A 24596-nucleotide genomic window follows, 5' to 3' on the forward strand; every position below is an offset into this window, starting at 1 on the left:
GGGCCCCGAACGCGAGCTGACCGGCGGCGCGGGGCGCCGCCGGTCAGCCGGGGAGGGTGTGACGGGTGGTGCGTCAGGAGGTCACTGGGTGACCGGCGCGGAGCGAGGGTGTGCGCCGGGGCCGGGTTCCCGGGCCCGGGACGCGGCGCGGGCGCACACCCTCGGCCGGGGCTACTGGGTGACGTACTCGGTGAAGTAGATGCCCATGACCATCTCGACGCCCTCGTCGGTGTAGGCCTCGACGATCTTCTGCTCCAGCGACTCCTTGAGCGCCTCGCGGGCCCCGGTGACGTCGGCCGGCTGGGCCTGCGAGTAGGTGGAGATGACCAGGTCGAGGGCCTTGGACCCGTCGACCCCGCCACCGCCGTGGCCACCGGAGGCGGCGTCCTCCGTCGTCTGCAGACTGATCCCGATCTTGAGGTAGCCGCCGCCGGCCAGGTTGACCGTCACCGGCTCGAGCGCGACCACCTCGCCGGCCACCGGCTCCTCGGCCTCGGCCTCCCCGGTGAAGAGGAAGAAGTACGCCGCGGCCCCGAGGGCGACCAGCAGCACGACGAGCACCAGCAGCAGCTTCTTGCGGCCGCCGCCCTTCGGCTCCTCGCCCTCGGCGGGAGCCTCCTTGTCCTTCTTGGTCCTGGTCGTCGAGCTCACTGGGGGATGCCTTCCTGTGCGGGTGCGTCGAGGCCGGGCAGCAGCTCCCGCGCCTCGGCGGAGGCGTCGGACAGCACGACGACGTCGACGCGGCGGTTGAGGGACAGCGCGTTGGGGTCGGAGGCGGGCACCATCGGCCGCGTGTCGGAGTAGCCGGTGCCCTGCAGCCGCTCCTGGGGGACCCCCGAGGCGGCGAGGAAGCGGACCACCGTGGTGGCGCGGTAGGCCGACAGCTCCCAGTTCGACGGCCACGGCCCGCCGCGGGTGACCGGCAGGGAGTTGGCGTGCCCCTCGACGGCGAGCTGGTTGGGCACGCCGGCCAGCGCGGGGGCGACGGCCCCGAGGACGGCGCGGCCGGTGGGCTGCAGGTCGGCCTCCTCGGGCCCGAACAGCACCGGGTCGGACACGATGTGCACGACCAGGCCGCGCTCGTCGATCTCGTAGCGCGCGGTGCCGGCCTGACCGGCGGCGGCGAGCGCGGCGTCGATCGCGGCGCGCACGGCGGCGAGCTCGTCGTACTCCGCCCGCGCCTCGGCGGCGACCCGCTGGGCCTCCTGCCGGGCGGCCTCGGCGGCCGCGGCGTCGACGGAGTCCTGCGCGGCCGGGGCCGGCGGGATCTGGACGTCGACGGCGGCGTCGAGGGAGTCGAGGACCGAGGCCTCGGGGTTGCCCGCCGGCCCCTGCAGGGCGGTGACCGGGGCGCCGAAGGCCTGCGAGAGCCCGCTGGCCAGCGCGGCGAACTTCTCCTTGTCCACCTGGCTCATCGCGAAGAGGACCACGAAGAGGACGAGCAGCAGCGTCATCATGTCGGCGTAGGACACCAGCCACCGTTCGTGGTTCTCGTGCTCCTCCTCCTCGTGCTTCTTCCCCCGCCGGCGGCCGCCGTGGCCGCCACTCACGCGGCCTCCTTGGCGACCTCACTGGGCGGGATGAGGGAGGTGAGCTTGAGCCGGACGGCGCGCGGGCTGGTGCCGGCCTGGATCTCGGCGATGCCCTCGACGAGCAGCTCCATCTGCGCGGCCTGCAGCTCGCTGACGCGCAGGATCTTGGCGCCCATCGGCAGGAACCAGAAGTTGGCCGCCATGACGCCCCACAGCGTGGCGACGAACGCCGAGGCGATCATCGGGCCGAGCGCCTCGGGGTTGCTGAGGTTCCCCATGACGTTCATCAGGCCGACGATGCAGCCGACGATGCCGATGGTCGGCGCGTAGCCGCCCATCGCGTTCATGAACTTGGCGGCGACCTTGTCCTCCGCCTTCTTCGCGGCGATCTCGCTCTCGAGGACCGCGCGCAGCTCCTCGGGGTCGGTGCCGTCGATGCCCATCTGCAGCCCGCGCTTGAGGAACGGGTCCTCGATCGCCTTGACCTGCGCCTCGAGCGCGAGCAGGCCCTCCTTGCGCGCCTTCTCCGCGAGGCCCACCAGGACCTTGATCTGGTCGGCGGCGGGCGGCACCTTGGCCGGCACCACCGCGAGCTTGAACCAGGCGGGCAGCTTCTTGAGGTCGTCGAGCGTCTGGCTGGACATCGCCGCGCCGAAGGTCGCGACGATCACCAGGACGATCGCGGGGAGGAACAGCAGCGTCGTCGGGTCCGAGCCCTCCAGGACCATGAAGGCCAGGAGGGCGACCATCGAGACGACGAACCCGACGAGGGTGGCGGGGTCCACGGATCAGCGCTCCTCACGGGCCGGGAAGGGGACGACGGAGGCCGTCGTGGTGTCGTCCGCGGCGGTGGGGCCGCTGCTGGTGCGGTAGGTGCCGCGGTCCATCGCGTAGGCGGTGGCGAGGATGCTCGCCCGGTACTCGCGGATCTCGTCGAGCACCTCGTCGACGCCCTCGCTGACGACGTAGCGGGTGCCGTCGACCAGGGAGATCACGGTGTCGGGGTGGCCCTCCACGCGCTCGATGAGGTCGGGGTTGAGCGCGAAGTGCTCCCCGTTCAGGCGCGTCACACGGATCACGGGTGGGTCCTTCTGCTCGTGCGGAGAGGGGAAGCGGCTGCAGGGACCATCGGTCCCGCGCCAGGACTGCTTGAGCCGAACACGGCCCGCCGCACCACCCCGGCGGGTGACGCGGCACCGCCGTCCCAGGCGCCTCGCCCGTGCCTCCGGCCGGGTGGCGGCACCTGGGGAGGTGCCTTTGTCGCGACAAATGCACCTGGGGGAGGTGCCTTCATCGCGACAAACGCACCTGGGCGACGACGGGGCGCGGCCCGGCACCCCGGGGAACGGGTGCCGGGCCGCGGGCTGGTGACGTGGTGGACCCCTGTGTGGGGTCCATCCACTAGCGCTTGAGGTTGACCAGGTCCTGCAGCACCTCGTCGGAGCTGGTGATGACGCGGCTGTTGGCCTGGAAACCGCGCTGGGCGACGATCAGGCCGGTAAACTCCTCGGCCAGGTCGACGTTGCTCATCTCCAGCGCGCCGGCCGTCAGCGAGCCGCGGCCGCCGGTGCCGGCCTCGCCGATCACCGGCTGACCGGAGTTGTCGCCCACCCGGTAGCTGGTGTTGCCGGCCTTCGACAGGCCGCCGGGGTTGGCGAAGGTGGCCAGGGCGAGCTTGCCGATCGGCTCGCGCAGGCTGTTGGAGTAGACGCCCATGATCGTGCCGTCGCCGCTGAGGGAGATCGACTGCAGCGTGCCCATGGCGTTGCCGTCGACACCGCTCGGGGTCAGCGCGGTCTTGCCGCCGAACTCGGTCATCCCGGACAGGTCGATGGCGATGCCGCCGGGCCAGTTGGCGCCGGTGACCCCGAGCTCGAAGCTGGTGTCGCCGGTGGCCAGGCCGGTGGAGGCGCTGAAGTTCAGCGTCTGGGCGGTGCCGATGGGGGTGCCGTTCTCCGAGGCGGCCACCGACCAGCGGTTGGCGGCGGTCTTGGTGAAGGTCAGCGCGATCTGGTGGGCGGTGCCCAGCGAGTCGTAGGCGGTGACCTGCGTCTGCACGGCCGTGGCCTCGACGACCGGCGGCCCGGCCGAGGCGACGACCGACGACGTCGACAGGTTGCCGCTGACCGTGCCCGTGCGGGTCGGGGTGGGGGGCATGACCTGGCCGAAGGGGATGGTCAGCGGGCCGAGGGCGCCGTTGGTGTCGACGCGCCCGTCCTGGCCCAGCCAGCCCTGCAGCTGGGCGCCGTCGGGGGTGACGAGGTTGCCGGCGCCGTCGTAGTCGAAGGACCCGGCGCGGGTGTAGAGGTTCTCATTGCCGGCCCGGGTCACGAAGAAGCCGTCGCCGCTGATCATGAAGTCGGTGGAGCGGCCGGTGTTCTGCGTCGAGCCCTGGCCGAAATTGGTGGTGATGCCGGCGACCTTGACGCCGAGGCCGACCTGCGCCGGGTTGGTGCCGCCGGTCTGGTCGGTGGGCGCCGAGCCGTTGCGGACGACCTGGGACAGGGTGTCCTCGAAGACGGTCTGGGAGCTCTTGTAGCCGACGGTGTTGACGTTGGCGATGTTGTTGCCGGTGACGTCGAGCTTGGTCTGGTGGGCACGCAGGCCGGAGATGGCCGAGAACATCGAGCGCAGCACGGGAGGGTCCTCTCGGAGGGGAGCGGGGGTCAGGCGCCGGGCTGGGCCGGCAGGGAGATCTCGGTCAGGCGGCCGAGGGGGACCTCCTGGCCCCCGACGACGGCCAGCGGCTCGTCGTCGCCGAAGCGGACCGAGGACACCGTCCCGGTCTGCGTCGTGCCGTCCTCCACGGTCCAGCTGACCGCGTGGCCGACCAGGGCACCGGCCGACAGCGACCGCTGCAGGGACAGCAGCGCGGCGTTCTGCGAGGCGATCTCCTCGAGCTTCTCCACCTGGGTGAAGGTCGCCGTCTGCGACATGAACTCGGTCGTGCTCGTGGGGTTGCCCGGGTCCTGGTACTTCATCTGCGCGACCAGGAGCTGCAGGAACGTGTCCTTGCCCATCTGGTCGGCGCGGTCCACAGAGCTGGTGGCGGTCTGGGCAACGGGAGCGGAGGTGCTGCCCACGCCGCCCACGGGTCCGGTCATCGTCGGCTCCTCTCAGGCCCGCACGTCGAGGGCGCTCGACGCGGGGTGGGTCGCGGCGGCAGCCGGTCGGCTCCCGTCGGGGTCGGTGCGCAGCCACGGGCGGCCGCGGTCGTCGGCGGGGCCGTGGCCCTGACCGCGGCCCTGACCGCGGCCGTGCTCCTGGGACTGCTGCCAGCCGGACTGCGCCTGCGACGAGCCCGAGCCCGCCTGCTCGCGGTCGACCTGCAGCCGCGAGCAGGTCAGCCCGGCGGACTCCAGGTCGCGGCGCAGGTCGGGCAGGGCGTCGAGCAGCGCGGCGCGGCCGGCGTCGGACACGCCGCGCAGGCTCAGGTCGAGCGTGCCGGCGTGCACGGTGACCCGGACCTCGACCCGGCCGAGGATCTCCGGGGTGAGCACCAGGGTCATCGTGTGCGTGCCGTCGGGCCCGGAGGCCAGCGTGGCGACGGCGGGGGCGACCTGGGCGGCGACCGGCGGCTGCGGGACGTCGGCCCGCGGTGCGGCGGCCACGGCCGGCACCGCCGGAGCGGGGGCCGGTGCGGGGAACGGGGCGGCGGCCGGCGCGGTGCCGGCCGGTGCGGCGTCGGACGCCGCCGGCTCGGGCTGCGCCGGCGCGGGAACGGCGGCCGGTTCCGGCCGTGGCGCCGGACCGGCGAGCACGGGCACCACGGCGGGAGGTGACGGCACGACCGGGGCCGGGTCGGCGGCGGGCACGACCACGAGCCCGGCGGGCAGCCCGGCCGGGGCGGGATCCGGAGCCGGGACAGCGGCCGGGACGGCGGCCGGGGGAGCGGTCGCGGGGACGGTGCCGTCCGGCGGGACGGCGGCCGGCACCAGGGTGCCCCCGGAGGCGGGGACCGCGCCGGTGGGCAGGCCGTCGGCGACGCCGGGGACGGCGACCGTGCCGTCGGCGACCGCGCCGTGCGCGGCGGCAGCGGGCGCGGCCGGGACGGCCGGCGTGCCCTCGGCCGGGGTGCCGGCGGCGGTCGAGGGAGGCACCGCGGTCCCCAGGGCGAGGGCCAGCGCCCAGCCGGCGGGCAGGGCCCCGGCCGCGGCGGCGGGCGTCGCCGCGGCGGCGTCCTCACCGGCGGGGACGGCTGCCGGGTCGTCCTCGGGGGGCGCGGCCTCGCCGTCCCGGCCGAGGGCGCGGCCGGGTCGGTCGCCGTCGCGGTCCACGGCGCGGCCGGGTCGGTCGCCGTCGCGGCCGACGGCCCGGCCGGGACGGTCGCCGGGGCGGCCGCGGTCGGCCACGGCGCCGTCGAGGGCGGACGCGAACTCCGGCGACGGGCCGGACGGCGCGGTCGACGGCGTCGCGGGCGGCGCCGCCGGGAGGACGGCGGGCAGGGCGGGTGCTGTCACGAGTAGGCCTCCGCGGCGCTGGTGACCTTGCGGACGTAGGACTGGGTCTCGGCGTACGGCGGGACGCCGCCGGCGCGGGCCACCGCGCCCGGCCCGGCGTTGTAGGCGGCCAGGGCCAGGTCGGTGGACCCGAAGCGGTCGGTGAGCTGGCGCAGGTAGCGGGCCGCGCCGTCGACCGCCGAGGCCGGGTCCGACGCGTCGACGCCGAGGCCGGCCGCGGTGGCCGGCATGAACTGCATGAGCCCGGTGGCGCCGGCGGGGGAGACGGCGGAGGAGTCGAAGCCGGACTCCACCTCCGCCACCCCGGCCAGCAGCGCCGGGTCGACGCCGTGGCGGGCGCCGGCGGCGGTGAACAGGTCGGCGTAGGGGACCCCGGCCAGGCCGGCCCCACCGGTTGCCTGGGGAGCGGCGGCCGCGGCGGGCAGCACGCGGCGGATGACAGACGGGGTGCCCACGTCCTGCACCCGGACGACGTCGCCCTCCTGCGGCGCGGCGATCATCTTCCCGTCGCCGACGTAGACGCCGACGTGGTCGATGCCGGGACGCGACGGCGAGTTGTCGAAGAACACCAGGTCGCCGGGGCGGGCCTCGGCCAGGCTCGCGACCGGGGTGCCGGCGGTGGCCTGCTGGGAGCTGGTGCGCGGCAGGCCGATGCCCACGTCGGCGAAGACGCGCTGCACCAGGCCCGAGCAGTCCAGGCCCACCGACGGGTCGGTGCCGCCCCAGGCGTAGGGCACGCCGAGGTAGCGCTGCGCGGCGGCCACCACCTGCCCCTCCGGGCCGCCGCCGGCGGTCGCGGTCGCGCCGGTGGCGCCCGCCGGGGACGTGCCGGTGAGCCCGGCGGTGGCCGCGGCGCTCGCCCACGCGGTCGACGCCGCGGCGGACGTCGACGTCGACGAGGCCGAGGCCAGGGTGAGGATTCGGTTCTGGATCTCGGCGATCCGGCCGTGCACCGCGGTCAGGCCCTCCACGGCTCCTCCTCCCCGTCGTCGGTGGCGGCCCGCACCGCGTGCCGGCGCGTGACCAGGTCGTCGACCGCGCGCTCCTCGGCGGTCAGCTCGGCGGCCCGCAGTGCCAGGAGGTGCCGCTCGCGCAGCCTCTCCAGCGCCCGGGTCTCCTGGGCGGCGGCGGTCCACCGCTGGCGCAGCAGGTCCGCCTGCTCGGCCGAGGCCTGCGCCGTCGACCGTGCGGCTGCTACATCGGCAGCCGCGGCCGCCGATGCGACCATCGCGGCGAGGAAGACGTGGGCGGGGGACGACGCGGGCGGCACCCGGCCGGCGAGCGCGGCGGCCAGCTCCTCGGCGCGGGCGGCGGCGTCGCGGGCGGCGGCCTCGGCCTCGGCCGCCGCCCGTGAGGCGGCCTCCTCGGCGGCGGCGCGCACCCGCAGCACGGGCTCGAGGCGGAAGGCGGCGCGCTTGCCCACGTCAGCCCGCGGTCACGAGCCGGTGCAGCATCGCCCAGGCGTCGTCGGGGGCGGTGCTGTCCTCCAGCGACTGGCGCAGGAAGGCGTCGATGGCGGGGGAGAGCATCCGGGCGCGGTCGACCAGCGGGTCGCTGCCGGCCTGGTAGGCGCCGATCTCCACGAGCTCCTTGACGTCGCGCAGCGCGCCCATGAGCCGCCGCATCTCGCGGGCGTCGGCCATCCGCGCCGGGGCGGTGACCGCGCCGGCGACCCGGGAGATCGACTCGAGCACGTCGACGGCGGGGAAGTGGCCGGCGGTGGCCAGCCGGCGGGTGAGCACCACGTGCCCGTCGAGGATGGAGCGGGCGGTGTCGGCGATCGGCTCGTTGTGGTCGTCGCCCTCGACGAGCACGGTGTAGAGCCCGGTGATCGACCCGGTGGCGCCGGGGCCGGCCTTCTCCAGCAGCCGCGGCATCATCGCGAATACGCTCGGCGGGTAGCCGCGGGTGGCCGGCGGCTCCCCGGCCGACAGGCCCACCTCGCGCTGGGCCATCGCGGTGCGGGTGATGGAGTCCATGAGCAGCAGCACGTCGCGGCCCTGGTCGCGGAAGCCCTCGGCGATGCGGGTGGCCACGAACGCGGCCTTGAGCCGCACCAGCGGCGGCTCGTCGGAGGTGGCGACGACGACGACGGTGCGCGCCATCCCCTCCGCGCCGAGGTTCTCCTCGAGGAACTCCTTGACCTCCCGGCCCCGCTCGCCGATCAGCCCGATGACCCGGACGTCGGCCTCGGTGCCCCGGGTGATCTGCGCCAGCAGCGTGGACTTGCCGACGCCGGAGCCGGCGAAGATGCCCAGTCGCTGCCCCTTGCCGACCGGCACGAGGGTGTCCAGCGCGCGGACGCCGACCGGCAGCGGCTCCTCCACCCGGCGGCGCGACAGTGCGTGCGGGGTCTCGCTGGCCAGGTCCACCCAGTCCACCCCGGCGCCGAGCGGGCCCAGCCCGTCCACCGGGCGGCCCAGCCCGTCGAGCACCCGCCCCAGCAGCGCCTCGCCGACGGGCACCTGCAGCGGCATGCCGGTGGCGCGCACCGGCGCGCCGGCGTGCACGCCCGAGATCTCGCCCAGCGGCATGCAGGTCAGCCGGTCGCGGGAGACGGCGACGACCTCGGCGAGCAGGCCCGCGCCCACCTCGACCAGGTCGCCGACGGCGGCGACGACGCCCTCGACGGTGAGGGTCAGCCCCATGGCGCCGACGACGGAGCCGGTCAGCTGCGGGCGGGCGGCCAGCCGGGCACGGGAGAGGACGGCGGCGGTGGACATCAGGACGGGCCCCCGCCCGACAGCACCGCCCGCACCCGCGCCAGCGCCGTCGACAGCTGGGCGTCGACCCGGCGTGGGCCGCACTCGGCGACCGCCCCGGCCCGCTCGACCGCGTCGTCGCCGACGACGGTGACCGTCGGGGGGAGCGCGGCGAGGGCGTGCGGGGGGATCTCGGCGAGGTCGTCGGGGTGCAGCCGGACCACGGCGGGGGCGTCGGTGGGGACGAGGGTCAGGGCGCGGCGCACCGCGTCGAGGCCGGCGCTGGTCGAGGCCGACAGCTCGCGGCCGAGCAGCTCCTCGACCAGGCCCAGGGCGCCGTCGAGCACGGTGTCGCGGACGTCGTCGGCGGTGGGCACGGCGGCGGCCTCCAGCGCGGTGACGGCGGCGGCGAGGGCCGCGGTGGCCGAGGCCATGCGGCGCTCCCAGCGGGCCTGCACGTCGGCCAGCCGCGCGGCCGCGGCGGCCTCGGCCTCGGCGACGACCTGGCCGGCGGCGGCCACGCCCTCGGCGTGCCCGGCGGCGAAGCCCTCCTGGCGGGCGAACTCGCGCAGCCGGGTCAGCTCCTCGGCGTACACGTCGCCCAGGCGCAGCACGCCGCGGCCGTTGGGCACCGGGACGTCGGCGGCGCGGCGGCTCGCCGTCCGCCGCTCGACGGTGACCTCGGGGGCGGAGGCGACCACCGGCGAGGGACCGGCCGGCGCCGGCGCGGGGGCCGGCCGGGGGACCGGCGGCACGGTCGTCCCGGCGACCTGCCGGTAGGGCGCCGCCGCGCTGGCCGAGGCGCCGCGCAGCAGCACCGACCGCCGCACGCCCCGGTCGGCCCCGTCCAGGGGCCCGCCGCGAGCCTGCGAGCGGTGGGGGGGACGGGGTCCTTCAAGGCGTCCTTCGTCAGGAGACGAACTCATCGTCCCCGCCGCGGGAGATGGTCAGCACGCCCTGCTCCTCGAGGGTGCGGATGACCGCGACGATCTTGCCCTGCGACTCCTCCACGGTGCGGGCGCGGACCGGGCCGAGCAGCTCGATCTCCTCGGCGAGGTTCTCCGCCGCGCGCTCGGAGAGGTTCCGCACCACCTTGTCCCGGACGTCGGGGCGCACGCCCTTGAGCGCGGTGGCCAGGTCGCTGGAGGCGACCTCGCGCAGCACCAGCTGCATGGAGCGGTCGTCGATCGTGACGATGTCCTCGAACACGAACATCTGCGCGCGCACCTGCTCGGCCAGCTCCGGGTCGGAGGAGTCCAGCCACTCGAGGATGGAGCGCTCGGTGGGCCGCGGCGAGCGGTTGATGATCTCGACGAGGGTCTCGACGCCGCCGACGGTGGACATGTCCTGGTGGGCCAGCAGCGACCCCATGCGCCGGCTGAGCTCCTCCTCGACCAGCCGGACCATCTCCGGGGAGGTGCGGTCCATCGTGGCGATCCGGTGGGCGACCTCGGCCTGCTGCTCCGGGCCGAACCCGGAGAGCACCTCGGCCGACTGCCCGGCCGACAGGTGGGCCAGCACCAGCGCGATGACCTGCGGGTGCTCGTCCTTGAGGAAGGTGACCAGCTGGCGGACGTCGGCGTTGCGCAGCGAGGCGAAGGGCACCTCGGTGTAGACGACGTTGAGCCGGGCGAGGATGCCCTCGGCCTTGTCCTCGCCCAGCCCGGCGGCGAGGATCTCGCGGGCGAAGTCGACGCCGCCGCGGCCCACGAAGCGCTGGGCGGCCATCATCGTGTGGAACTCCGACAGCACGCCGTCGACGTCCTCGGGCTCCACGGTGCCCAGCTTCATGATCTCGCGGGTGAGGGCCTCGACCTCGCGGGCGTTGAGCTTGGACAGCAGCAGCCCGGCCTCCTCCTTGCTCATCTGGGCGAGGAAGACGGCGGCCTTGCGCAGGCCCGGCATCTCCGGGCGCGGGGGCGCAGGCGGCAGGGCGGGCAGGTTGGTCCCGCCCGCGCCGACGAGCTGCTCGACACTGGCCAGCGTCATCGGACGTCACTCAGCCAGCCGCGCAGCATCTGCGCCACCTCGTCGGGACGTTCGCTGACCATCGAGGCGATCTCCCCTCGGACGCGCTGGCGCTCGGCGGCCTCCAGCTCCAGTGCACGGGTGTCCAGCACGGCGGTGTCGTCGCGGGAGCTGGCCACCCGCAGCCGCTCCAGCTCGGCCATCAGGCCGTCGTCGATCTCGTAGGGCTCGTCGTCCTCGTCCTCCTCGTCGTCGCCGCGGCGGCGCGAGCGCAGCCAGACGACCAGGACGAGGAGCGCGATGCCGAGGGCGATGCCGCCGGTGCGGATCAGCGACCACATCTGGGCCTGCTGCTCGGCCTCGCGGGCCTCGGCCATGGCCGCGGCGGCCTCGTCGGCGGCCTCGGTGTCGAAGGCCAGCGAGGCGACGCTGATGTCGTCGCCGCGGGCCTCGTCGAGGCCCACCGCGTTGCTCACCAGGTCCTGGACCTGCGCCTGGTTGAGCCCGCCGGCCACGGTGTCGTCCATGACGACGGCGACGGTGAGCCGCTTGACCTCACCGGGCGCGGTCACGGTGTTGGTGACCGTCTGGTCGACGGCGTTGTTCGACGTCGAGGACTCCGTCGAGTACTCCGCCTGCCCGCCGCCGGTGCCGTTCGCGGCGTCGGCGGTGTTCTCCGGGCCCAGCACGCCGCCCACGGCGGTGCCGTCCCCGGTGTAGGTCTCCGTCGAGCTCTGCTGGGACACCGGCGGGGTGCCGTCGGTGTAGCCGTAGGTGGTCGCCGTGCTGTCGCGCTGCGACATGTCGAGGTCGGCGCGCACCGAGACCTCCGCGTGCCCGGGGCCGAGCACCCGGTCGAGGATGGCCTGCGCGTTGGCGGCCAGCCGGGTCTCGTAGTCCGACTCCATCTGCGAGCGTGCGTCGCCGGCGGCCGAGGTCAGCCCCGTCCCGGCGGCCGAGAGCAGCTGCCCGGACGAGTCGCTGACGGTGACCTGCTCGGGCTCCATCCCCTCGATGCTCGAGGAGACCAGGTTGGTGATCGAGGCGACCTGCTCACCGGTCAGCTGCGTGCCGCGCTCGACGTCGAGCAGCACCGAGGCGGTCGGCTCGGCCTCGTCGGAGGCGAACACCTCCTCCTCGGGCAGCGCCACGTGCACGACCGCCTGCGAGACGCCGTCGAGCGCCTCGAGGGTGTTGGCGAGCTCGCCCTCGATGGCGCGCTGGTACTGCACCTGCTGCTGGAACTCGCTGGTGGTGATGCCCTGCTCGTCGAGCAGCGCGTACCCGGTCTCCGCGCCGGCGGGCAGGCCCTTGCCGCTCATCTGCAGCCGCAGGTCGTAGACGGCGTCGTTGGCGACCAGGATCGTCTGGCCGCCGTCGGCGAGCTCGTAGGCGACGCCGCCGGCGTTGAGCTCCTCGACGATCGCGGAGGCGTCGGTCGAGGCGAGGTTGGAGAACAGCGGCGCCATGGTCGGCGTCGTGACCCAGCGGTAGAAGACGAAGCCGCCGAGGGCCAGCCCGGCGACCAGCAGGCCGATGACGACCTTCTGGCCCAGGCTGATCGTGGCCAGGGTGCCGCGCACCTTCGCCAGCGGCCCCGCCAGTGCGGGAGGCATCAGACCGGCATCCTCATGATCTCGGTGAAGGCCTCGACGGCCTTGTTCTTCAGGGTCACGACCATCTCGGTGGCCACGGAGGACTCCTGGGCCGCGATCATGTAGTCGTGCACGTCACGCAGGTCGCCGGTGGCGGCCTGCACGGCCAGCTCGTCCCGGGTCGACTGCAGCGCCCCGAGCTGCTCGAGCGCCCCGGTGAGCGCCGCGGCGAAGCCCTCGCCGGAGGCACCGGGCGCCGGCTGCCCGGCCTGCGCGGCCTGGGTGGCCCCGGCGCCCTGGAGGGGGCCGACGGTCGGGACGGTGGGCAGCGAGATGCCGCCGATGGGGGACGTCACGGTCAGCCCTTCCCGAGCTGCAGGGCGGCCTGGTAGGCGGAGGTCGCCCGCTCCAGGGACGCCAGGTTCGCCTGGTAGCCGCGCTGGGCCATGATCAGCTGGGTCATCTGGTCGCCGAGGTCGATGTCGGGGTAGCGCACGTAGCCCTCGGCGTCGGCCAGCGGGTGGTCGGGCTCGTACACCAGCCGACCCTCGCCGCTGCCGAACTCCGCGCCGGCGATGCGCACGCCGCCCTCGCCGGAGCCGTAGTCCACGGCCTGCGCGACGACCATGCGCTCGCGGAACGCCTCGCCGTCGGTCGAGCTGACGGTGTTGACGTTGGCGATGTTGTCCGAGACGGCGTCCATCCAGCGGCGGTGGACCGACAGTCCGGACCCGGAGATGTCGATGCTGTCGAACACGTCACGCCGTCCTGAGGGCCGTGCGCAGACCGCTGTACTTGCCGTCGAGCGCGGTCAGCGCGAGCTGGTAGCGCAGGCCGGTCTCGGTGGCGATGACCGTCTCGCTGTCGAGGTTCACGTTGTTGCCGTCCGTCCGCGTGGGCTCCAGCGAGCGGGCGATCGAGCCACCGGAGACCGTCGGCGTCCGGCCCTGGCGCAGCTCGGCGCGCAGCGAGGACTCGAAGTCGGTCCGGCCGGCGAGGAAGCCCGGCGTCTGGACGTTGGCGATGTTGTCCGCCGTCACGCGCTGGCGCTGGGCCAGGCCGCTCAGCGCCGCGTGCAGCGTCGCCGTCGTGACGTCGCCGATCATCGGGCGGACCGCCGGTGGGCAGGACGGCAGGACACGGGGTGCCTCCGGGTACGTCGGGGACCCCCGCGCGCGAGCGCGAGGGGTGGGGCCGCCGATCCGTGGCGAGAGTGGTGCTGTCCGTGCAGGGTCGTCATCGGCAGCGTTCCGTCAGACCTTGACGACACTCCGTGACACGGGTGACCGGTGTGACGGGCGGCGCGACCGAGGGGGACGAGCCGGGGGAGGCCCCCGTGCCCCACGAGGTGCCCGTGTAGCGCTAGTGGCACCCCAGGGGACGCCCCCTTGCCCTACGAGTGCCTTTGTAGCGCTATTGGCACTGCCGGGGCGGGACGACGACGGCCGGGCCCGCCGTGAGGCGGACCCGGCCGTGTCGGGAGCTGTGCAGACGTGCTAGGGGCGGTCAGAGCGCCCTGTCGACGAAGGCCGCGACGGGGCGGGGGCGGTAGGCCATGCGGGCGGCGACGTCGCGCTGGCGCTGGGACTGGGTGATCCGCTCGACGAGCTCCTCGGCGACGGCGAGCTGGTGCTGCAGCAGCCGCGCGGCGCGCTCGCGCAGGTCCGGCGGGAGCGGCCCGAGCATCGTGGGCGGCGTCCAGTCCTCCATGCGCCGGCCCCAGGCGGCGATCTCGTCGGCGCGGTCGCCGCGGATCGAGCGCTCGGCGTCGAGGACCTCGACCTCCATCTCCTCGAGGGCGGCGGCCCACTCGGTGCGCCGCTGCTCCTCGGCGGAGCGCGGCGCGGTCATGCGGTGCTCGCCAGGCTCGCGGCGGCCTGCCGCCAGGCGTCGCGCAGCGGCTCGACCACCTTCAGGCACGAGGCGATCCGGCCGCCGTCCTGCTTGACCATCGCCTGGTTGAGCTCGGCGATCAGCCACTGGTACAGCGCGGCGAGGCGCGGACCGCCCTCCCAGGCGTCGACCCGCAGGCTGCCGAGCAGCTCGAACACGATCTCCTGCGCGTGGCGGACCTGCTCGCGCGCGTCGGCGCGGCGGCCCTGGGCGAGCGCGGCCTGGGCCCGCTCGAGGTCGAGGGCGAGGCGGTCGTAGAGCATGACCAGCACCTGCTGCGGCGAGGCGGTGGCCACGGCGTCGCCGAGGTAGCGGGAGCGGAGGGAAGCGGCGGTCATCGGTCGATCTCCTGCGTCAGACGTGGGGGAGCGGGATCGGGTGGGCGGGTCAGGCGAGCGAGGAGAGCTGGCCGGCCAGCCAGGACGACTGCTGCTTGAGCGAGCTCAGCGCGGTCTCCATGGCGGTGAACTGGCGGGTGAGGGCCTCCTTGCGGGCGGCGAGGCGCAGGTCCCAGTCGGCGATGCGGGTCTCGATGTCCTTGGCCAGGTCGTCGCGGCCTCGGGCCAGCAGCGTGAGCGAGCCGGTCGTCACGTTGGTGAGCTGCTTGGCCAGCGTCTGCACGCGGGTGGCCACGCCGTCGGCGCCGTCGGTGGCCTCGGTGTCGGTGAACAGGCGCTGGAGTGCGGCCGGGTCGGCCTGCAGCCGGGTGAGGAACCGGTCCTTGGTGAACTGGACCTTCCCGTCCCGGGTCAGCTGGACGCCGGCCACGCCCGGGGAGTCCTCGCCGACCGCGTCGGACACCGCGGTGAGGATCTGGTCGCTGAGCCGGCGCAGGTTGCTGTCGCCGCGCAGGACGGCGGTGGAGTCCTTGCCGTTGGCCGAGTGCTTGGCGATCTCGCCCAGCGCGGCGTTGGCGGCGTCGACGAAGGCCTGCACCTTGGCGGCCACGGCGTCGGGGTCGGCGCTGACGTCGACGGTGACCGGGGTGGCGTCCTCGCGGGTGACCGTCAGGGTGCCGCCGGGGATGACACCGGTGAAGGTGTTGGTGGCGGAGGTGATCGGCAGCGGCGACGTCGCGTCGCCGAGGGTGATCTTGGCGTCCTTGCCCTGGCGCAGGGTGGTGAAGCCGGTCGCGGGAGCCGAGCCGGTGCCCAGGGAGAACCGCGCGGCCGCGCCGGTGGCCTTGGCGCTGACCTGCAGCGCGTACTTGCCCGGCTCGACCTGCAGCACGGTGGCGTTGAGCCCGAGGGTGGTGTCGGCGTTGATCGCGGCGGCGGCGTCGTTGAGCGAGCCGGTCCCGCCGACCGCCACGGTGCCCTTCGGCGTGGTGCCGTCGGGGCCGTACACCGTCAGGCTCGAGTACACGCCGGCCGTGGTGGGGGGTGCGCTCTGCGTGGCGCCGACGACGGTGTGCGCGGCGGCCACCGACGTCACGGTGAAGGTGATCGAGCCGGGCTGCGGCGTGCCGGTGACGGCGACGGCGACCGCGGTGCTCGAGCTGGTCGCCTTGGCGGCGGTCCAGGTGCCGCCCTTGGTCAGCTCCTCGGCGGCGGAGCGCAGCGCGTCGACCTTCGTGTTGATCGAGCGGTAGGCCTCGGCGGCCTTCTGCGTCTGGGTCAGCCGGGTCTTGAGCTGGGTCTGCACGACCCCCTCGGCGGCCACGAGCTGGGTGATCAGTCCGGTCGTGTCCAGGCCGGAGACCAGGCCGTCGACGCTCAGGCTCACCATCGCGGTGCCTCCCAGGTCAGGGGTCGGGTGGGGCGGGTGTGACCCGGCCCGGGTGTGCAGTGAGGGGGGAGGCCAGGGCCTCCCCCCTCACCGGGTGGTGCTGCGCTCGCTGGTCGGGCCCCGGGTGGGGCCGGTGTCAGCGGAGGAGCTGCAGGACGCCCTGCGAGCTCTGGTTGGCCTGCGCCAGCATCGCGGTGCCGGCCTGCGACAGGATCTGCGAGCGGGTGAAGGACACCATCTCCTGGGCCATGTCGGTGTCGCGGATGCGGCTCTCCGACGCGGTCAGGTTCTCGACGGTGGCGTTCAGGTTGTTGATCTTGTGCTCGAGCCGGTTCTGCACCGCACCGAGCTTGGCGCGCTCGGTGGAGACGGTGCCGATGGCGGTGTTGATGGCGGTGATGGCCGCCGAGGCGCCCGACGCGGAGCCGATGGCACCAGAGGCGCCGAGGGCGGCGGCGTCCATGTCGCCCACGGAGACCGTGAGGGTCTCGCCGGCGTTGGAGCCCACCTGGAAGGCCTTCGAGGAGTAGCTGCCGTCGAGCAGCTTGGTGCCGTTGAAGGTCGTCTTGCCGGCGATGTCGTCCAGCTCGGACTTCAGCGCCTGGAACTCCTCGTTGGCCTTGGCCTTGTCGGTGTCGCTCAGGGCGCCGTCGTTGGCCGCCTGCACCGCCAGGTCGCGCATGCGCTGCAGGATCGAGTGCGTCTCGGTGAGCGCACCCTCAGCGGTCTGGACGACGGAGATGCCGTCCTGCGCGTTGCGGACGGCGACCTTGAGGCCACCGATCTGCGAGCGCAGACCCTCGGAGATCGCCAGGCCGGCCGCGTCGTCGGCGGCCCGGTTGATGCGCAGGCCGCTGGAGAGCTTCTCCAGGGACTTGCTCATCGCACCATCGGTCACGTTCAGGTTCCGGTAGGCGTTGAACGCGGCGATGTTGTTGTTGACGCGCAGACCCATGGTGTTCCTCCTTGGAATCGGGGCTGTTCGGGATCCCGCTGCATCCGTGCTGCGGGTCGTGCACAGGGGTCTACGGCCGGGGCCGGGCCGACCTTGAGGCGAACCCGGGACATTTCTCGATCACCTCCCTCCGGCGAGGGCGGGCCCGGCGGGGACGCGACGGACGGGTGTGACGGACGGGGCGCGGGGCGGCGTGTCCCGCCCGGCCGCGGGGAGCCGGGTGCGGCCGGGCCGGGATGGTGGGCCGCACCGCCGAGGTGCCCGTCCGTCCCCGGACGCCCTCGCGCCGTCGTTCCCCCTGCCCGGCCGGCCCGCCCGCCGGGCGTCGCGACCCAGCGCTCCTGCCGAGCGCGGTGAGGACGTGCCCATGAACGTGCTGCTGACCACGACCGTGTTCACCGGCTCGATGTACCACCGCATGGCCGAGCCGGCCCGGGCCGTCGAGGAGGCCGGGCTCGGCGTCTCGGTGACCGTCCAGCACGGGCTCCAGACGGTCATGGCCCCCGACCCGGCCGACCCCGACGGCCCGCTGGTGGTCCGTGAGGTCGACGCCCAGGGCGCCGACGTCGTCGTCCTCCAGCTGCCCAAGACCCGGGAGATGCTGCAGTGCCTGCGCCTGCTGCAGGCCCAGGGCGTCGCCGTCGTCGTCGAGCTCGACGACCACCTGACCGCCCTGCCGCCCGGCCACCAGGGTCACGAGGTGCTGGTGCGCCGCGGCGTGGGCCGGCTGGCCGAGGCGATCGCCCGCGAGGCCGACCTGGTCACCGTCTCGACGCCGAACCTGTTGCAGTTCGCCCCCCGCGGGCGGGGCGTCGTGGTGCCCAACGCGATCCCGCGGCGGGTCGCCGAGCTCCCGCCGGCCTACGAGCGCGAGCCCGACGTGCTCACCGTCGGCTGGGCCGGCACGGTCGGCAGCCACCCCTACGACCTGCAGGAGATGGGCTCGGGGCTGCAGCAGGCCCTCGACCGGCACCCGGGCCACGCTCGGTTCGCCATCCTGGGCCAGGCCGGCAACGCCGGCGAGCGGCTGCGGCTGTCCGAGGAGCCCGTGGAGTTCCCCTGGGTGATGGACGTCGACGGCTACGCGGCCGCGCTCGGCGAGCGCTTCGACATCGGCATCGCGCCGCTGCGCCTGGACACCTTCAACAGCTGCAAGAGCTGGCTCAAGCCGCTGGAGTACTCCGCGCGCGGCGTCTTCTCCGTCCGCTCGCCCAGCGCCGAGTACGAGCGGCTGGGCCTGGGCTACCGCGCCAAGCGCCCGCGCGACTGGGCCACCGCCCTCACGCGGGCGATCGAGGACGCCGACTGGCGCCGCGAGCAGGCCGCCGCCGCCCGCGAGCAGGTCCTCGCCCGCCACCTGACCGAGCACACCGCCGAGCTCTGGGCGGCCGCCTGGCGGCGGGCGCGCGAGGAGCGCACCCGGGCCGATCGGATCGGCGCGTGAGCGCGGCCGGAACGACCACCGCGACGGGTACCGCCGGCGCGCTGTCGCGGGTGCGCGCCCACCGCGCCGACCACGACCGGCTGCTGCGGGTGGTCCGCGGCGCGGCCCGCGACGGCGACCTCGAGCGCGTGCTCGTCGCCGCCACCCTCGTCGCCAACCACGCCTGGTTCGCCGCCACCGACCTGCTGGCCGACCCGGAGCTGGAGCGGCTGGTGGTCGACACCGCCCGCGGCGGCGGCGCGGCGTGGGTCGACGCCGACCGCGACACCGGCCGGGTGCTGCACGTGCTCACCGAGGCCTACCCCGTCGGCGGGCACACCCGGCTGGCCCGGCGGTGGATCGAGCGCGACCCCCGGCGCGCCGACGTCGCCGTGGTGGGCCAGCACGGCGAGGTCCCCGACGCGCTGCGGACGGCGGCCGGGTCCCGTGGCGGTCGGGTGTTCGACCTCGCCCGGGCGCACGGCTCGCTGACCGGTCGGGCGCACGCGCTGCGCCGGCTCATGGACTCCGCCGACGTCGTCGTCCTGCACGTCCACCCCACCGACGCGGTGACGCTGGCCGCGGCCAACCTGCCCGGCCCCCGCCCGCCGATCGTGCTGGAGAACCACGCCGACCACGTGTTCTGGCTGGGTCTGGGCGCCGCCGACGTCGTCATGGACCACCGCGGCATCGCCCGTCGGGTGACCGCCGAGCTGCGCGGCGTGCGCGAGGAGCGGCTGGGCCGGCTGCCGCTGCCGATCGACGACCAGCCCGCCCCGGTCGGCCGCGCCGCGATGCGCGAGGCGCTGGGCCTGCGCGAGGACCAGGTCGCGGCCGTGACCGTGGCGAGCGCCGCGAAGACCGCGCCACTGTGGGGCACCGGGCTGGCCGACCTGCACGCCCGCGCGCTGGCACACGTGCCCGCGCTGGTCGTGGTCGTCGTCGGCCCGTCGGCGGCCGGCGAGTGGGCCGAGCTGGCCCGGCGCTTCCCGGGGCGGGTGCTGGCGCTGGGCGTGGTGCCCGACCCCGAGGCCCTGTACCCGGCGATGGACCTCTACCTCGACTCGTTCCCCATCACCAGCAGCACCTCCATCCTGGAGGCAGCGGCGGCCGGGCTGCCGCCGCTGTCCCTGCAGGTCCACGACGGCTACGGGCACCTCTACCACGCCAACTCACCGGGCCTGGACGACAGCGGGCACGTGACCACCACCGAGGCCGGCTACCTCGCCGAGCTCGCCCGGCTGGCCGCCGACCCCGACCTGCGCCGCGACCGCGGCCGCCGGGCGCGTGCGGACGTGCTGGCCGTCCACTCCGGGCCGGCCTGGGCGGCCGACCTCGAGGCGCTCTACGCGCAGGCGCGGTCGGTGCCGGCCGCCGACCTCGCCGAGTACCCGCAGCGCATCGAGGACGCCGGCCACGGCGCCCGGCTGGTCGGCTTCATGGCCCGCTCGCTCACCGGCCAGGACGTCGACCTGCCCGTGGACTCCTACTCCGCCCCGGTGGCCGACCGGCTCGACCGGCGGCTGCAGTTCGACCTGCAGGTGGCCACCGACGCCGACGGCACCCGCCTCGGCGTCCGCGTCGCCGGCGGGTGGGAGGCGCACCCGGCCTGGACCTCGCGGCTGGTCGCCCTCGCCGGCGGCCACGCGCGGCTGCGGGTCAGCCTGCCCTTCGTCGAGGGCGACGACGCCGAGGGCACCCGCAGCGTCGCGGAGATCGAGGCGGTGCTGGCCGCCAACGGCGAGACGGCGGCCGACTGCGGCGACCTGTCGCTGGAGTCCGAGGCGCCGCGGGTCGCCGGGATCACCGTGGGCACGCCGCTGTCCTGCGAGGCCGGCACGCTCGACGCCCTCGAGGCGCTGCTGGACTCGCCGGTCTGGGACGTCCTCGACCGCGAGGCCGCCGGCTGACCCCGTCCCGCGCCCCTACACGACGGCGCCCCGGGTCCTCGCGCGAGGACCCGGGGCGCCGTCGTGTGCGAGCGGCTCAGGCCGGGCGGGCGATCCCGTAGCGCAGGGCGGCGGCGCGGGCCGGCGCCGGACGGGGGGCGGGGACCGTCGGCACGGCGCGCCCGGCCACCCGGTCGACGTAGAGCCGCTGCTGGTTGCGCGCGCGGACCCCGCCGTCGGCCGGCACCGGACGGCCCTCCCACACCTCGCTCATCGCGGCGTGCAGCAGGGTCAGCGCCCGGGCGCGCATCTGCGAGACGCGGGAGAGGGTGACCCCGAGGTCGGCGGCGATGTCGGTGAGCGACTCCCCGCCGAAGAAGTTGCGCTCCACGACCTCGTCGAGCCGGTCGGGCAGCGCGCGGATGGCGTCCTGCAGGTACCGGGCGCGCTCCCCGCGCAGCACCGCCCGCTCGGGCGACTCGCCGGGGTCGGGCAGGTCCAGCGTGCCGCCCTCGCCGCCGGTCTCGGCGTCGATGCTGACCATCACCGCGCGGTGGACGTCGACCTGCAGCGCCTCGAGCTCCTCGCGGCGCACCCCCAGGTCCGCGGCGAGCTCCTCGCGCGTGGGCGGACGGCCCAGGCGGACGGTCAGCGCGTCGGCCGCGGCGTCGGTGCGGCGGGCGGCCGCCCGCACCGAACGGCTGGCCCAGTCCCCCGAGCGCAGCTCGTCGAGGACGGCGCCCTGCAGCCGGGGGAGGGCGTAGGTGGCGAAGGTGGCGCCGGCCGACGGGTCGAACCGGCGGGCCACCTCGACCAGCGCCACCTTGGCGCAGGAGAGCAGGTCCTCGCGGCTGACGTGGCCGGGCAGCGAGATGCGCGAGGCCACCGCGTTGACCGCGAAGGAGCACAGCGGCAGGTGCTCGGTCACGACGGCCGCGACCTCGGCCTCCGACCGCAGGGCGTCCGCGCGCGGCACCTCGGGCCGCGCGGCGGCAGCGGACAGCGGGGGAGCGGGGCGCGCGGAGACGGGACGCTCGGTCACCGGGGAGCGGGCAGCTGGCACGGTGCCCTACTCGGCAGGGACCCTCCCGCCCCGGACGCACAACTCCTGCCAATCCTGCGATCTCGGCTTGAGGGGCCGTTGCCCGCTGCCGACGGTCCGAGGGCATGGCGCGGACGGCGGGAGGCCCCCGCCGGTGACGAGGGAGGCGGTGGCGGACGTGGACTACCAGCACCTGTCGACGCTGCTGTGGCGGGAGCAGGAGCTGCTCGACCTGCTGCTGTTCAAGGCGGAGGAGAAGCAGTACCTGATCCTGTCGGGCAAGACGCGCTGGCTGGCGCGCATCGCCCACGAGATCGAGGTGGTCCTCGACCAGCTGCGCACGCTCGAGGTCGAGCGCGCCGCGGCCACCGAGGCGATCGCCGTCCGGCTGGGCACCGGGGTCAACCCCTCGCTGCGCCAGCTGGCCGAGGCCGCCCCGGCGCCGTGGAACGACCTGCTGGCCCGCCACCACGAGGCGCTGCTGGTGCTCGTCACCGACCTGCGCAGCCTCTCCGACGCCAACCGCGAGCTCATCGAGGGCGGCCTGGCCGCGATCGGCGACGCGCTGCTGTCGGTGCGCCACCCCTCCGCCGGCACCTACGGCGCCACCGGCCGCTCCGAGGCCGGCTCCTCCCGCGCGGTGACCCTGGACGGTGCCCTGTGAGTTCGTTCTCCGGCCTGAACACCGCGTCGACGGCGCTGTGGGGCGCCCAGCGCGGCCTCGACGTCACCGGCCAGAACATCGCCAACGTCAACACCGCCGGCTACTCCCGCCAGCGGGTCGACCTCGCCGCCATGGGCGGCACCGCCGTCCCGGCCGTCCACTCGGTGAGCACCGCCGTCGACGGCGGCGTGGACGCCTCGAAGGTGCGGCGCGTCCGGGACGCCCTGCTCGAGGCCCGCGCCCAGCTCGAGGTCTCCACCGGCTCGCGGCTCACCGCCGAGGCCGAGGCCCTCTCGGGGGTCGAGGACGCCTTCCGCGAGCCCGGCGACAGCGGCATCCAGGCCATGCTCTCCGACGTCTGGAGCGCCTTCTCCGAGCTGTCCGACAGCCCGCGCACCGAGGCCGCCCGCAGCGCCGTGCTCGAGCGCCTCGACGTCCTCGCCGACGGCGTCCGCGCCACCCGCGCCGCGCTGGACCAGCAGTGGGACCAGACCCGCGACGGCGTGCAGGCGCTGGTGGCCGACGTGAACACCGCCGCGGCCTCCGTCGCCGAGCTCAACGGGGCCATCCGGCAGGCGACGCTGGCCGGCCTGCCGGTCAACGAGCTCGCCGACCGCCGCGACGCGCTGGTGCTGCAGCTGTCGACCAGCATCGGCGCCACCGGCGTGCCGCGCGCCGACGGCGTCGTCGACGTCACCGTCGGCGGCACCAGCCTGGTCTCGGGCAGCACCAGCACCGGCATCCGCCTGGCCGGCAGCGACGACGCCGACGGCGTCGGCACCGACGCCCCGCGGCTGGTCACCGCCCCCGGCGGGACCACGCTGCGCCCCGGTGGCACGGCCGCCGGCCAGCTCACCGCCCTGACGCAGACGGTGCCCGGCTACCGCGCGGACCTCGACGCCTTCGCCCGGTCGGTCGCCACGACGTTCAACACCGCACACACCGCCGGCTACGACGACGACGGCAACCCCGGGCAGCCGCTGTTCGACGACGGCGCCGGCGGCACTGCGGTCACCGCCGCGAACCTGACGCTGCGCCCGCTGACCCCCCAGCAGGTCGCCGCCGCGCGGACCAAGCCCGCCGACGCCGGCAACGCCCCCTCGGCCGACGGCGACAACGCCGACGCGCTGGCCCAGCTCAGCCTCGCCCCGAACGGGCTCGACGCCACCTACCGCAAGCTCGTCGTCGCCCTCGGCGTCCAGGCGGCGGTGGCCACGCGCAAGGTCGAGGTCCAGTCGGTGGTGACCGCCCAGGTCGACGCCGCCCGCGAGTCGGTGTCCGGGGTCAGCCTCGACGAGGAGATGACGAACATGCTCTCCTTCCAGCACGCCTACAGCGCCGCCGCGCGGATGGTGAGCGCGATCGACCAGGCGCTGGACACCCTCATCAACCGCACCGGCACCGTGGGCCGGTGACCGGGATGCGCATCACGCAGCGGGCCGTCGCGCAGACCGCCCTGCAGGGGCTCAACCGGAACCTGGCCGAGCTGGGCAAGCTCCAGGAGCAGCTCACCTCGGGCAAGGTCGTCAGCAAGCCGTCGGACTCGCCGACCGCCGTCAACCGCTCGATGCAGATCCGCAAGGACCAGGCGGCCGCCGTCCAGCACGCGCGCAACATCTCCGACGCGCAGAGCTGGATGGAGACCACCGACACCGCGCTGACCAGCATGGTCGCGCAGGTCCGCCGGGTCCGGGACCTCACTGTGCAGGCCGCCAACGACGGCACCCTCACCGAGGCCGGCCGCACCGCGATCGCCGCCGAGGTCTCCGCGCTGCGCGACAGCCTGCTCGGCCTGGCCAACGAGAACGTCGACGGCCGCCCGGTCTTCGGGGGCATCACCAGCGGGACGAAGGCCTACCGGGCCGACGGCACCTGGCTCGGCGTCGGCAGCGCCGACGGCACCGGCGTCGTCCCCATCACCCGGCGGATCTCCCACGACGAGCGGGTCCGCATCGACGTGACCGGCCCGGAGGCCTTCGGCCCGCCCGGGAGCGACCTGTTCACCGTCGTCGGCCGGATCGCCACCGACGTGGTCGCCGGCTCCTCGGTGCAGGGCGACCTCACCGACCTCGACGCCGCCATCGACCGGCTGCTCACCGCGGCGGCCACCGTCGGCGCGCGGGCCGCCCGGGTCGACAACGCCGCGCAGGTCAACTCCGACCGCAGGCTCTCGCTGGACAAGCAGCTGGCGAACGTCGAGGACGTCGACCTGCCGAAGACGATCATGCAGCTGCAGTTCCAGCAGACCGGCTACCAGGCGGCGCTGCAGGCCACCGCCCAGGTCGTGCAGCCCTCGCTCGTGGACTTCCTCCGGTGACGCTCGCCCCCGTGGTCACCCTGCCGCTGCTGGGCATGGTCGCGCCGCTGCCCGGCTTCCCCGACTACCGGGACTACGTGCTCGTCACGGCCGACGGGGACGGCCTGCTGTTCTGGCTGCAGTCGATGGACACCGACGGTCCGCGATTCCTGGCCATCCCCCCGGCCCGGTGGTTCCCCGACTACACGCCGTCCCTGCCGCGGCAGGTGCTCGCCGACCTCGACCTCGACGACGCCGCCGACGCCCTGCTCTTCTGCCTGGTCACCGTCCCGGCCGAGGGGGTGGCGGCGGCGACGGCGAACCTGCGCGCGCCGGTCGTGCTCAACCCGGCGAACTGGCGGGCCGGCCAGGTGGTCCTGCCCGACGGCCGTCTTCCGATCCGGCGTCCCCTGCGCCGATAGGAGGAGGGGACCCCGTCCTCCTCGGAC

At 75.2% G+C, this 24596-nt stretch carries 27 protein-coding genes; 6 read left to right on the plus strand and 21 right to left on the minus strand.

The features are described from left to right. Positions 1-171 precede the first annotated feature (171 nt). The 20 genes from CHC04_RS13485 to CHC04_RS13580 all read right to left on the minus strand — a co-directional run bounded on the left by CHC04_RS13485 (position 172) and on the right by CHC04_RS13580 (position 16833). Positions 172-651, minus strand: a complete 480-nt coding sequence (locus tag CHC04_RS13485; RefSeq protein ID WP_089404482.1) for a flagellar basal body-associated FliL family protein — start codon at positions 649-651, stop codon at positions 172-174. Then, the gene (locus CHC04_RS13490; RefSeq protein ID WP_089404483.1) at positions 648-1550 is read right to left on the minus strand and encodes a flagellar motor protein MotB; all 903 of its coding nucleotides are present in this window, start codon (positions 1548-1550) and stop codon (positions 648-650) included. The genes CHC04_RS13485 and CHC04_RS13490 overlap by 4 nt, the downstream gene beginning before the upstream one ends. Continuing rightward, the gene (locus CHC04_RS13495) at positions 1547-2317 is read right to left on the minus strand and encodes a motility protein A (protein WP_089404484.1); all 771 of its coding nucleotides are present in this window, start codon (positions 2315-2317) and stop codon (positions 1547-1549) included. The genes CHC04_RS13490 and CHC04_RS13495 overlap by 4 nt, the downstream gene beginning before the upstream one ends. 3 nt (positions 2318-2320) lie before the next feature. Further along, positions 2321-2611 carry a flagellar FlbD family protein gene (locus CHC04_RS13500; protein WP_089404485.1) on the minus strand — a complete coding sequence of 97 codons (291 nt, stop codon included), beginning with the start codon at positions 2609-2611 and terminating at the stop codon, positions 2321-2323. A 322-nt stretch (positions 2612-2933) separates the two neighbouring features. After that, positions 2934-4169: a flagellar hook protein FlgE gene (locus tag CHC04_RS13505; protein WP_089404486.1), complete on the minus strand. Its 1236-nt coding sequence runs from the start codon at positions 4167-4169 to the stop codon at positions 2934-2936. Between the two features lie 29 nt (positions 4170-4198). Then, a complete protein-coding gene (locus CHC04_RS13510) occupies positions 4199-4636 on the minus strand; it encodes a flagellar hook capping FlgD N-terminal domain-containing protein (protein ID WP_089404487.1) in 438 nt (145 codons plus the stop codon). 12 nt (positions 4637-4648) lie between these two features. Then, positions 4649-5992 carry a flagellar hook-length control protein FliK gene (locus tag CHC04_RS25320; protein ID WP_089404488.1) on the minus strand — a complete coding sequence of 448 codons (1344 nt, stop codon included), beginning with the start codon at positions 5990-5992 and terminating at the stop codon, positions 4649-4651. Next, positions 5989-6963 carry an NlpC/P60 family protein gene (locus CHC04_RS13520; RefSeq protein ID WP_089404489.1) on the minus strand — a complete coding sequence of 325 codons (975 nt, stop codon included), beginning with the start codon at positions 6961-6963 and terminating at the stop codon, positions 5989-5991. The genes CHC04_RS25320 and CHC04_RS13520 overlap by 4 nt, the downstream gene beginning before the upstream one ends. After that, positions 6951-7415: a flagellar export protein FliJ gene (locus CHC04_RS13525; RefSeq protein ID WP_089404490.1), complete on the minus strand. Its 465-nt coding sequence runs from the start codon at positions 7413-7415 to the stop codon at positions 6951-6953. Before CHC04_RS13525 ends, CHC04_RS13520 begins: the two co-directional genes overlap by 13 nt. A gap of 1 nt (position 7416) precedes the next feature. Beyond that, a complete protein-coding gene (locus tag CHC04_RS13530; RefSeq protein WP_089404491.1) occupies positions 7417-8715 on the minus strand; it encodes a FliI/YscN family ATPase in 1299 nt (432 codons plus the stop codon). Then, positions 8715-9524 carry a FliH/SctL family protein gene (locus tag CHC04_RS25325; protein WP_281252237.1) on the minus strand — a complete coding sequence of 270 codons (810 nt, stop codon included), beginning with the start codon at positions 9522-9524 and terminating at the stop codon, positions 8715-8717. Before CHC04_RS25325 ends, CHC04_RS13530 begins: the two co-directional genes overlap by 1 nt. A gap of 79 nt (positions 9525-9603) precedes the next feature. Then, a complete protein-coding gene (gene fliG / locus CHC04_RS13540; RefSeq protein WP_089404493.1) occupies positions 9604-10683 on the minus strand; it encodes a flagellar motor switch protein FliG in 1080 nt (359 codons plus the stop codon). Beyond that, positions 10680-12278: a flagellar basal-body MS-ring/collar protein FliF gene (gene fliF, locus CHC04_RS13545; RefSeq protein ID WP_089404494.1), complete on the minus strand. Its 1599-nt coding sequence runs from the start codon at positions 12276-12278 to the stop codon at positions 10680-10682. Before fliF ends, fliG begins: the two co-directional genes overlap by 4 nt. After that, positions 12278-12613: a flagellar hook-basal body complex protein FliE gene (gene fliE, locus CHC04_RS13550; protein ID WP_089404495.1), complete on the minus strand. Its 336-nt coding sequence runs from the start codon at positions 12611-12613 to the stop codon at positions 12278-12280. Before fliE ends, fliF begins: the two co-directional genes overlap by 1 nt. A gap of 2 nt (positions 12614-12615) precedes the next feature. Next, positions 12616-13014, minus strand: a complete 399-nt coding sequence (gene flgC / locus CHC04_RS13555) for a flagellar basal body rod protein FlgC (protein WP_089404496.1) — start codon at positions 13012-13014, stop codon at positions 12616-12618. 1 nt (position 13015) lies between these two features. Continuing rightward, positions 13016-13363 carry a flagellar basal body rod protein FlgB gene (gene flgB / locus CHC04_RS13560; RefSeq protein WP_089404497.1) on the minus strand — a complete coding sequence of 116 codons (348 nt, stop codon included), beginning with the start codon at positions 13361-13363 and terminating at the stop codon, positions 13016-13018. A gap of 400 nt (positions 13364-13763) precedes the next feature. Then, entirely contained in the window at positions 13764-14108 is a 345-nt protein-coding gene (locus tag CHC04_RS13565) for a hypothetical protein (protein ID WP_089404498.1), read from the minus strand. Then, a complete protein-coding gene (gene fliS, locus CHC04_RS13570; RefSeq protein ID WP_089404499.1) occupies positions 14105-14488 on the minus strand; it encodes a flagellar export chaperone FliS in 384 nt (127 codons plus the stop codon). Before fliS ends, CHC04_RS13565 begins: the two co-directional genes overlap by 4 nt. Before the next feature lie 49 nt (positions 14489-14537). Beyond that, positions 14538-15878, minus strand: a complete 1341-nt coding sequence (fliD, locus tag CHC04_RS13575; protein WP_089404500.1) for a flagellar filament capping protein FliD — start codon at positions 15876-15878, stop codon at positions 14538-14540. Between the two features lie 136 nt (positions 15879-16014). Further along, positions 16015-16833 (minus strand): flagellin N-terminal helical domain-containing protein, encoded by an 819-nt coding sequence (locus CHC04_RS13580; RefSeq protein WP_217897356.1) that lies wholly within the window; start codon positions 16831-16833, stop codon positions 16015-16017. 367 nt (positions 16834-17200) lie between these two features. On the opposite strand from CHC04_RS13580, the gene CHC04_RS13585 reads away from it, so the two are divergent. After that, a complete protein-coding gene (locus CHC04_RS13585; RefSeq protein ID WP_089404501.1) occupies positions 17201-18277 on the plus strand; it encodes a glycosyltransferase family protein in 1077 nt (358 codons plus the stop codon). Beyond that, positions 18274-20166 (plus strand): glycosyltransferase family protein, encoded by a 1893-nt coding sequence (locus CHC04_RS13590; protein WP_089404502.1) that lies wholly within the window; start codon positions 18274-18276, stop codon positions 20164-20166. The genes CHC04_RS13585 and CHC04_RS13590 overlap by 4 nt, the downstream gene beginning before the upstream one ends. 76 nt (positions 20167-20242) lie before the next feature. Here CHC04_RS13590 and CHC04_RS13595 read toward each other — a convergent pair whose 3' ends face one another. Then, positions 20243-21208, minus strand: coding sequence for a sigma-70 family RNA polymerase sigma factor (locus CHC04_RS13595; protein WP_089404503.1), 966 nt, complete (start codon positions 21206-21208; stop codon positions 20243-20245). Between the two features lie 148 nt (positions 21209-21356). On the opposite strand from CHC04_RS13595, the gene CHC04_RS13600 reads away from it, so the two are divergent. From CHC04_RS13600 to fliW, 4 genes are read left to right on the plus strand one after another with little or no spacing between them, the layout of a single operon-like run. Further along, the gene (locus tag CHC04_RS13600) at positions 21357-21851 is read left to right on the plus strand and encodes a flagellar protein FlgN (protein ID WP_245817188.1); all 495 of its coding nucleotides are present in this window, start codon (positions 21357-21359) and stop codon (positions 21849-21851) included. Next, positions 21848-23266: a flagellar hook-associated protein FlgK gene (gene flgK, locus CHC04_RS13605; protein WP_089404504.1), complete on the plus strand. Its 1419-nt coding sequence runs from the start codon at positions 21848-21850 to the stop codon at positions 23264-23266. Before CHC04_RS13600 ends, flgK begins: the two co-directional genes overlap by 4 nt. Positions 23267-23271: 5 nt before the next feature. After that, entirely contained in the window at positions 23272-24168 is an 897-nt protein-coding gene (flgL, locus tag CHC04_RS13610) for a flagellar hook-associated protein FlgL (RefSeq protein ID WP_089404747.1), read from the plus strand. Continuing rightward, complete coding sequence (gene fliW / locus CHC04_RS13615; protein WP_089404505.1) at positions 24165-24569, plus strand: flagellar assembly protein FliW; 405 nt, start codon at positions 24165-24167, stop codon at positions 24567-24569. The genes flgL and fliW overlap by 4 nt, the downstream gene beginning before the upstream one ends. Positions 24570-24596 lie beyond the last annotated feature (27 nt).

Source organism: Geodermatophilus saharensis (genome assembly GCF_900188205.1).
GTDB lineage: Bacteria > Actinomycetota > Actinomycetes > Mycobacteriales > Geodermatophilaceae > Geodermatophilus > Geodermatophilus saharensis.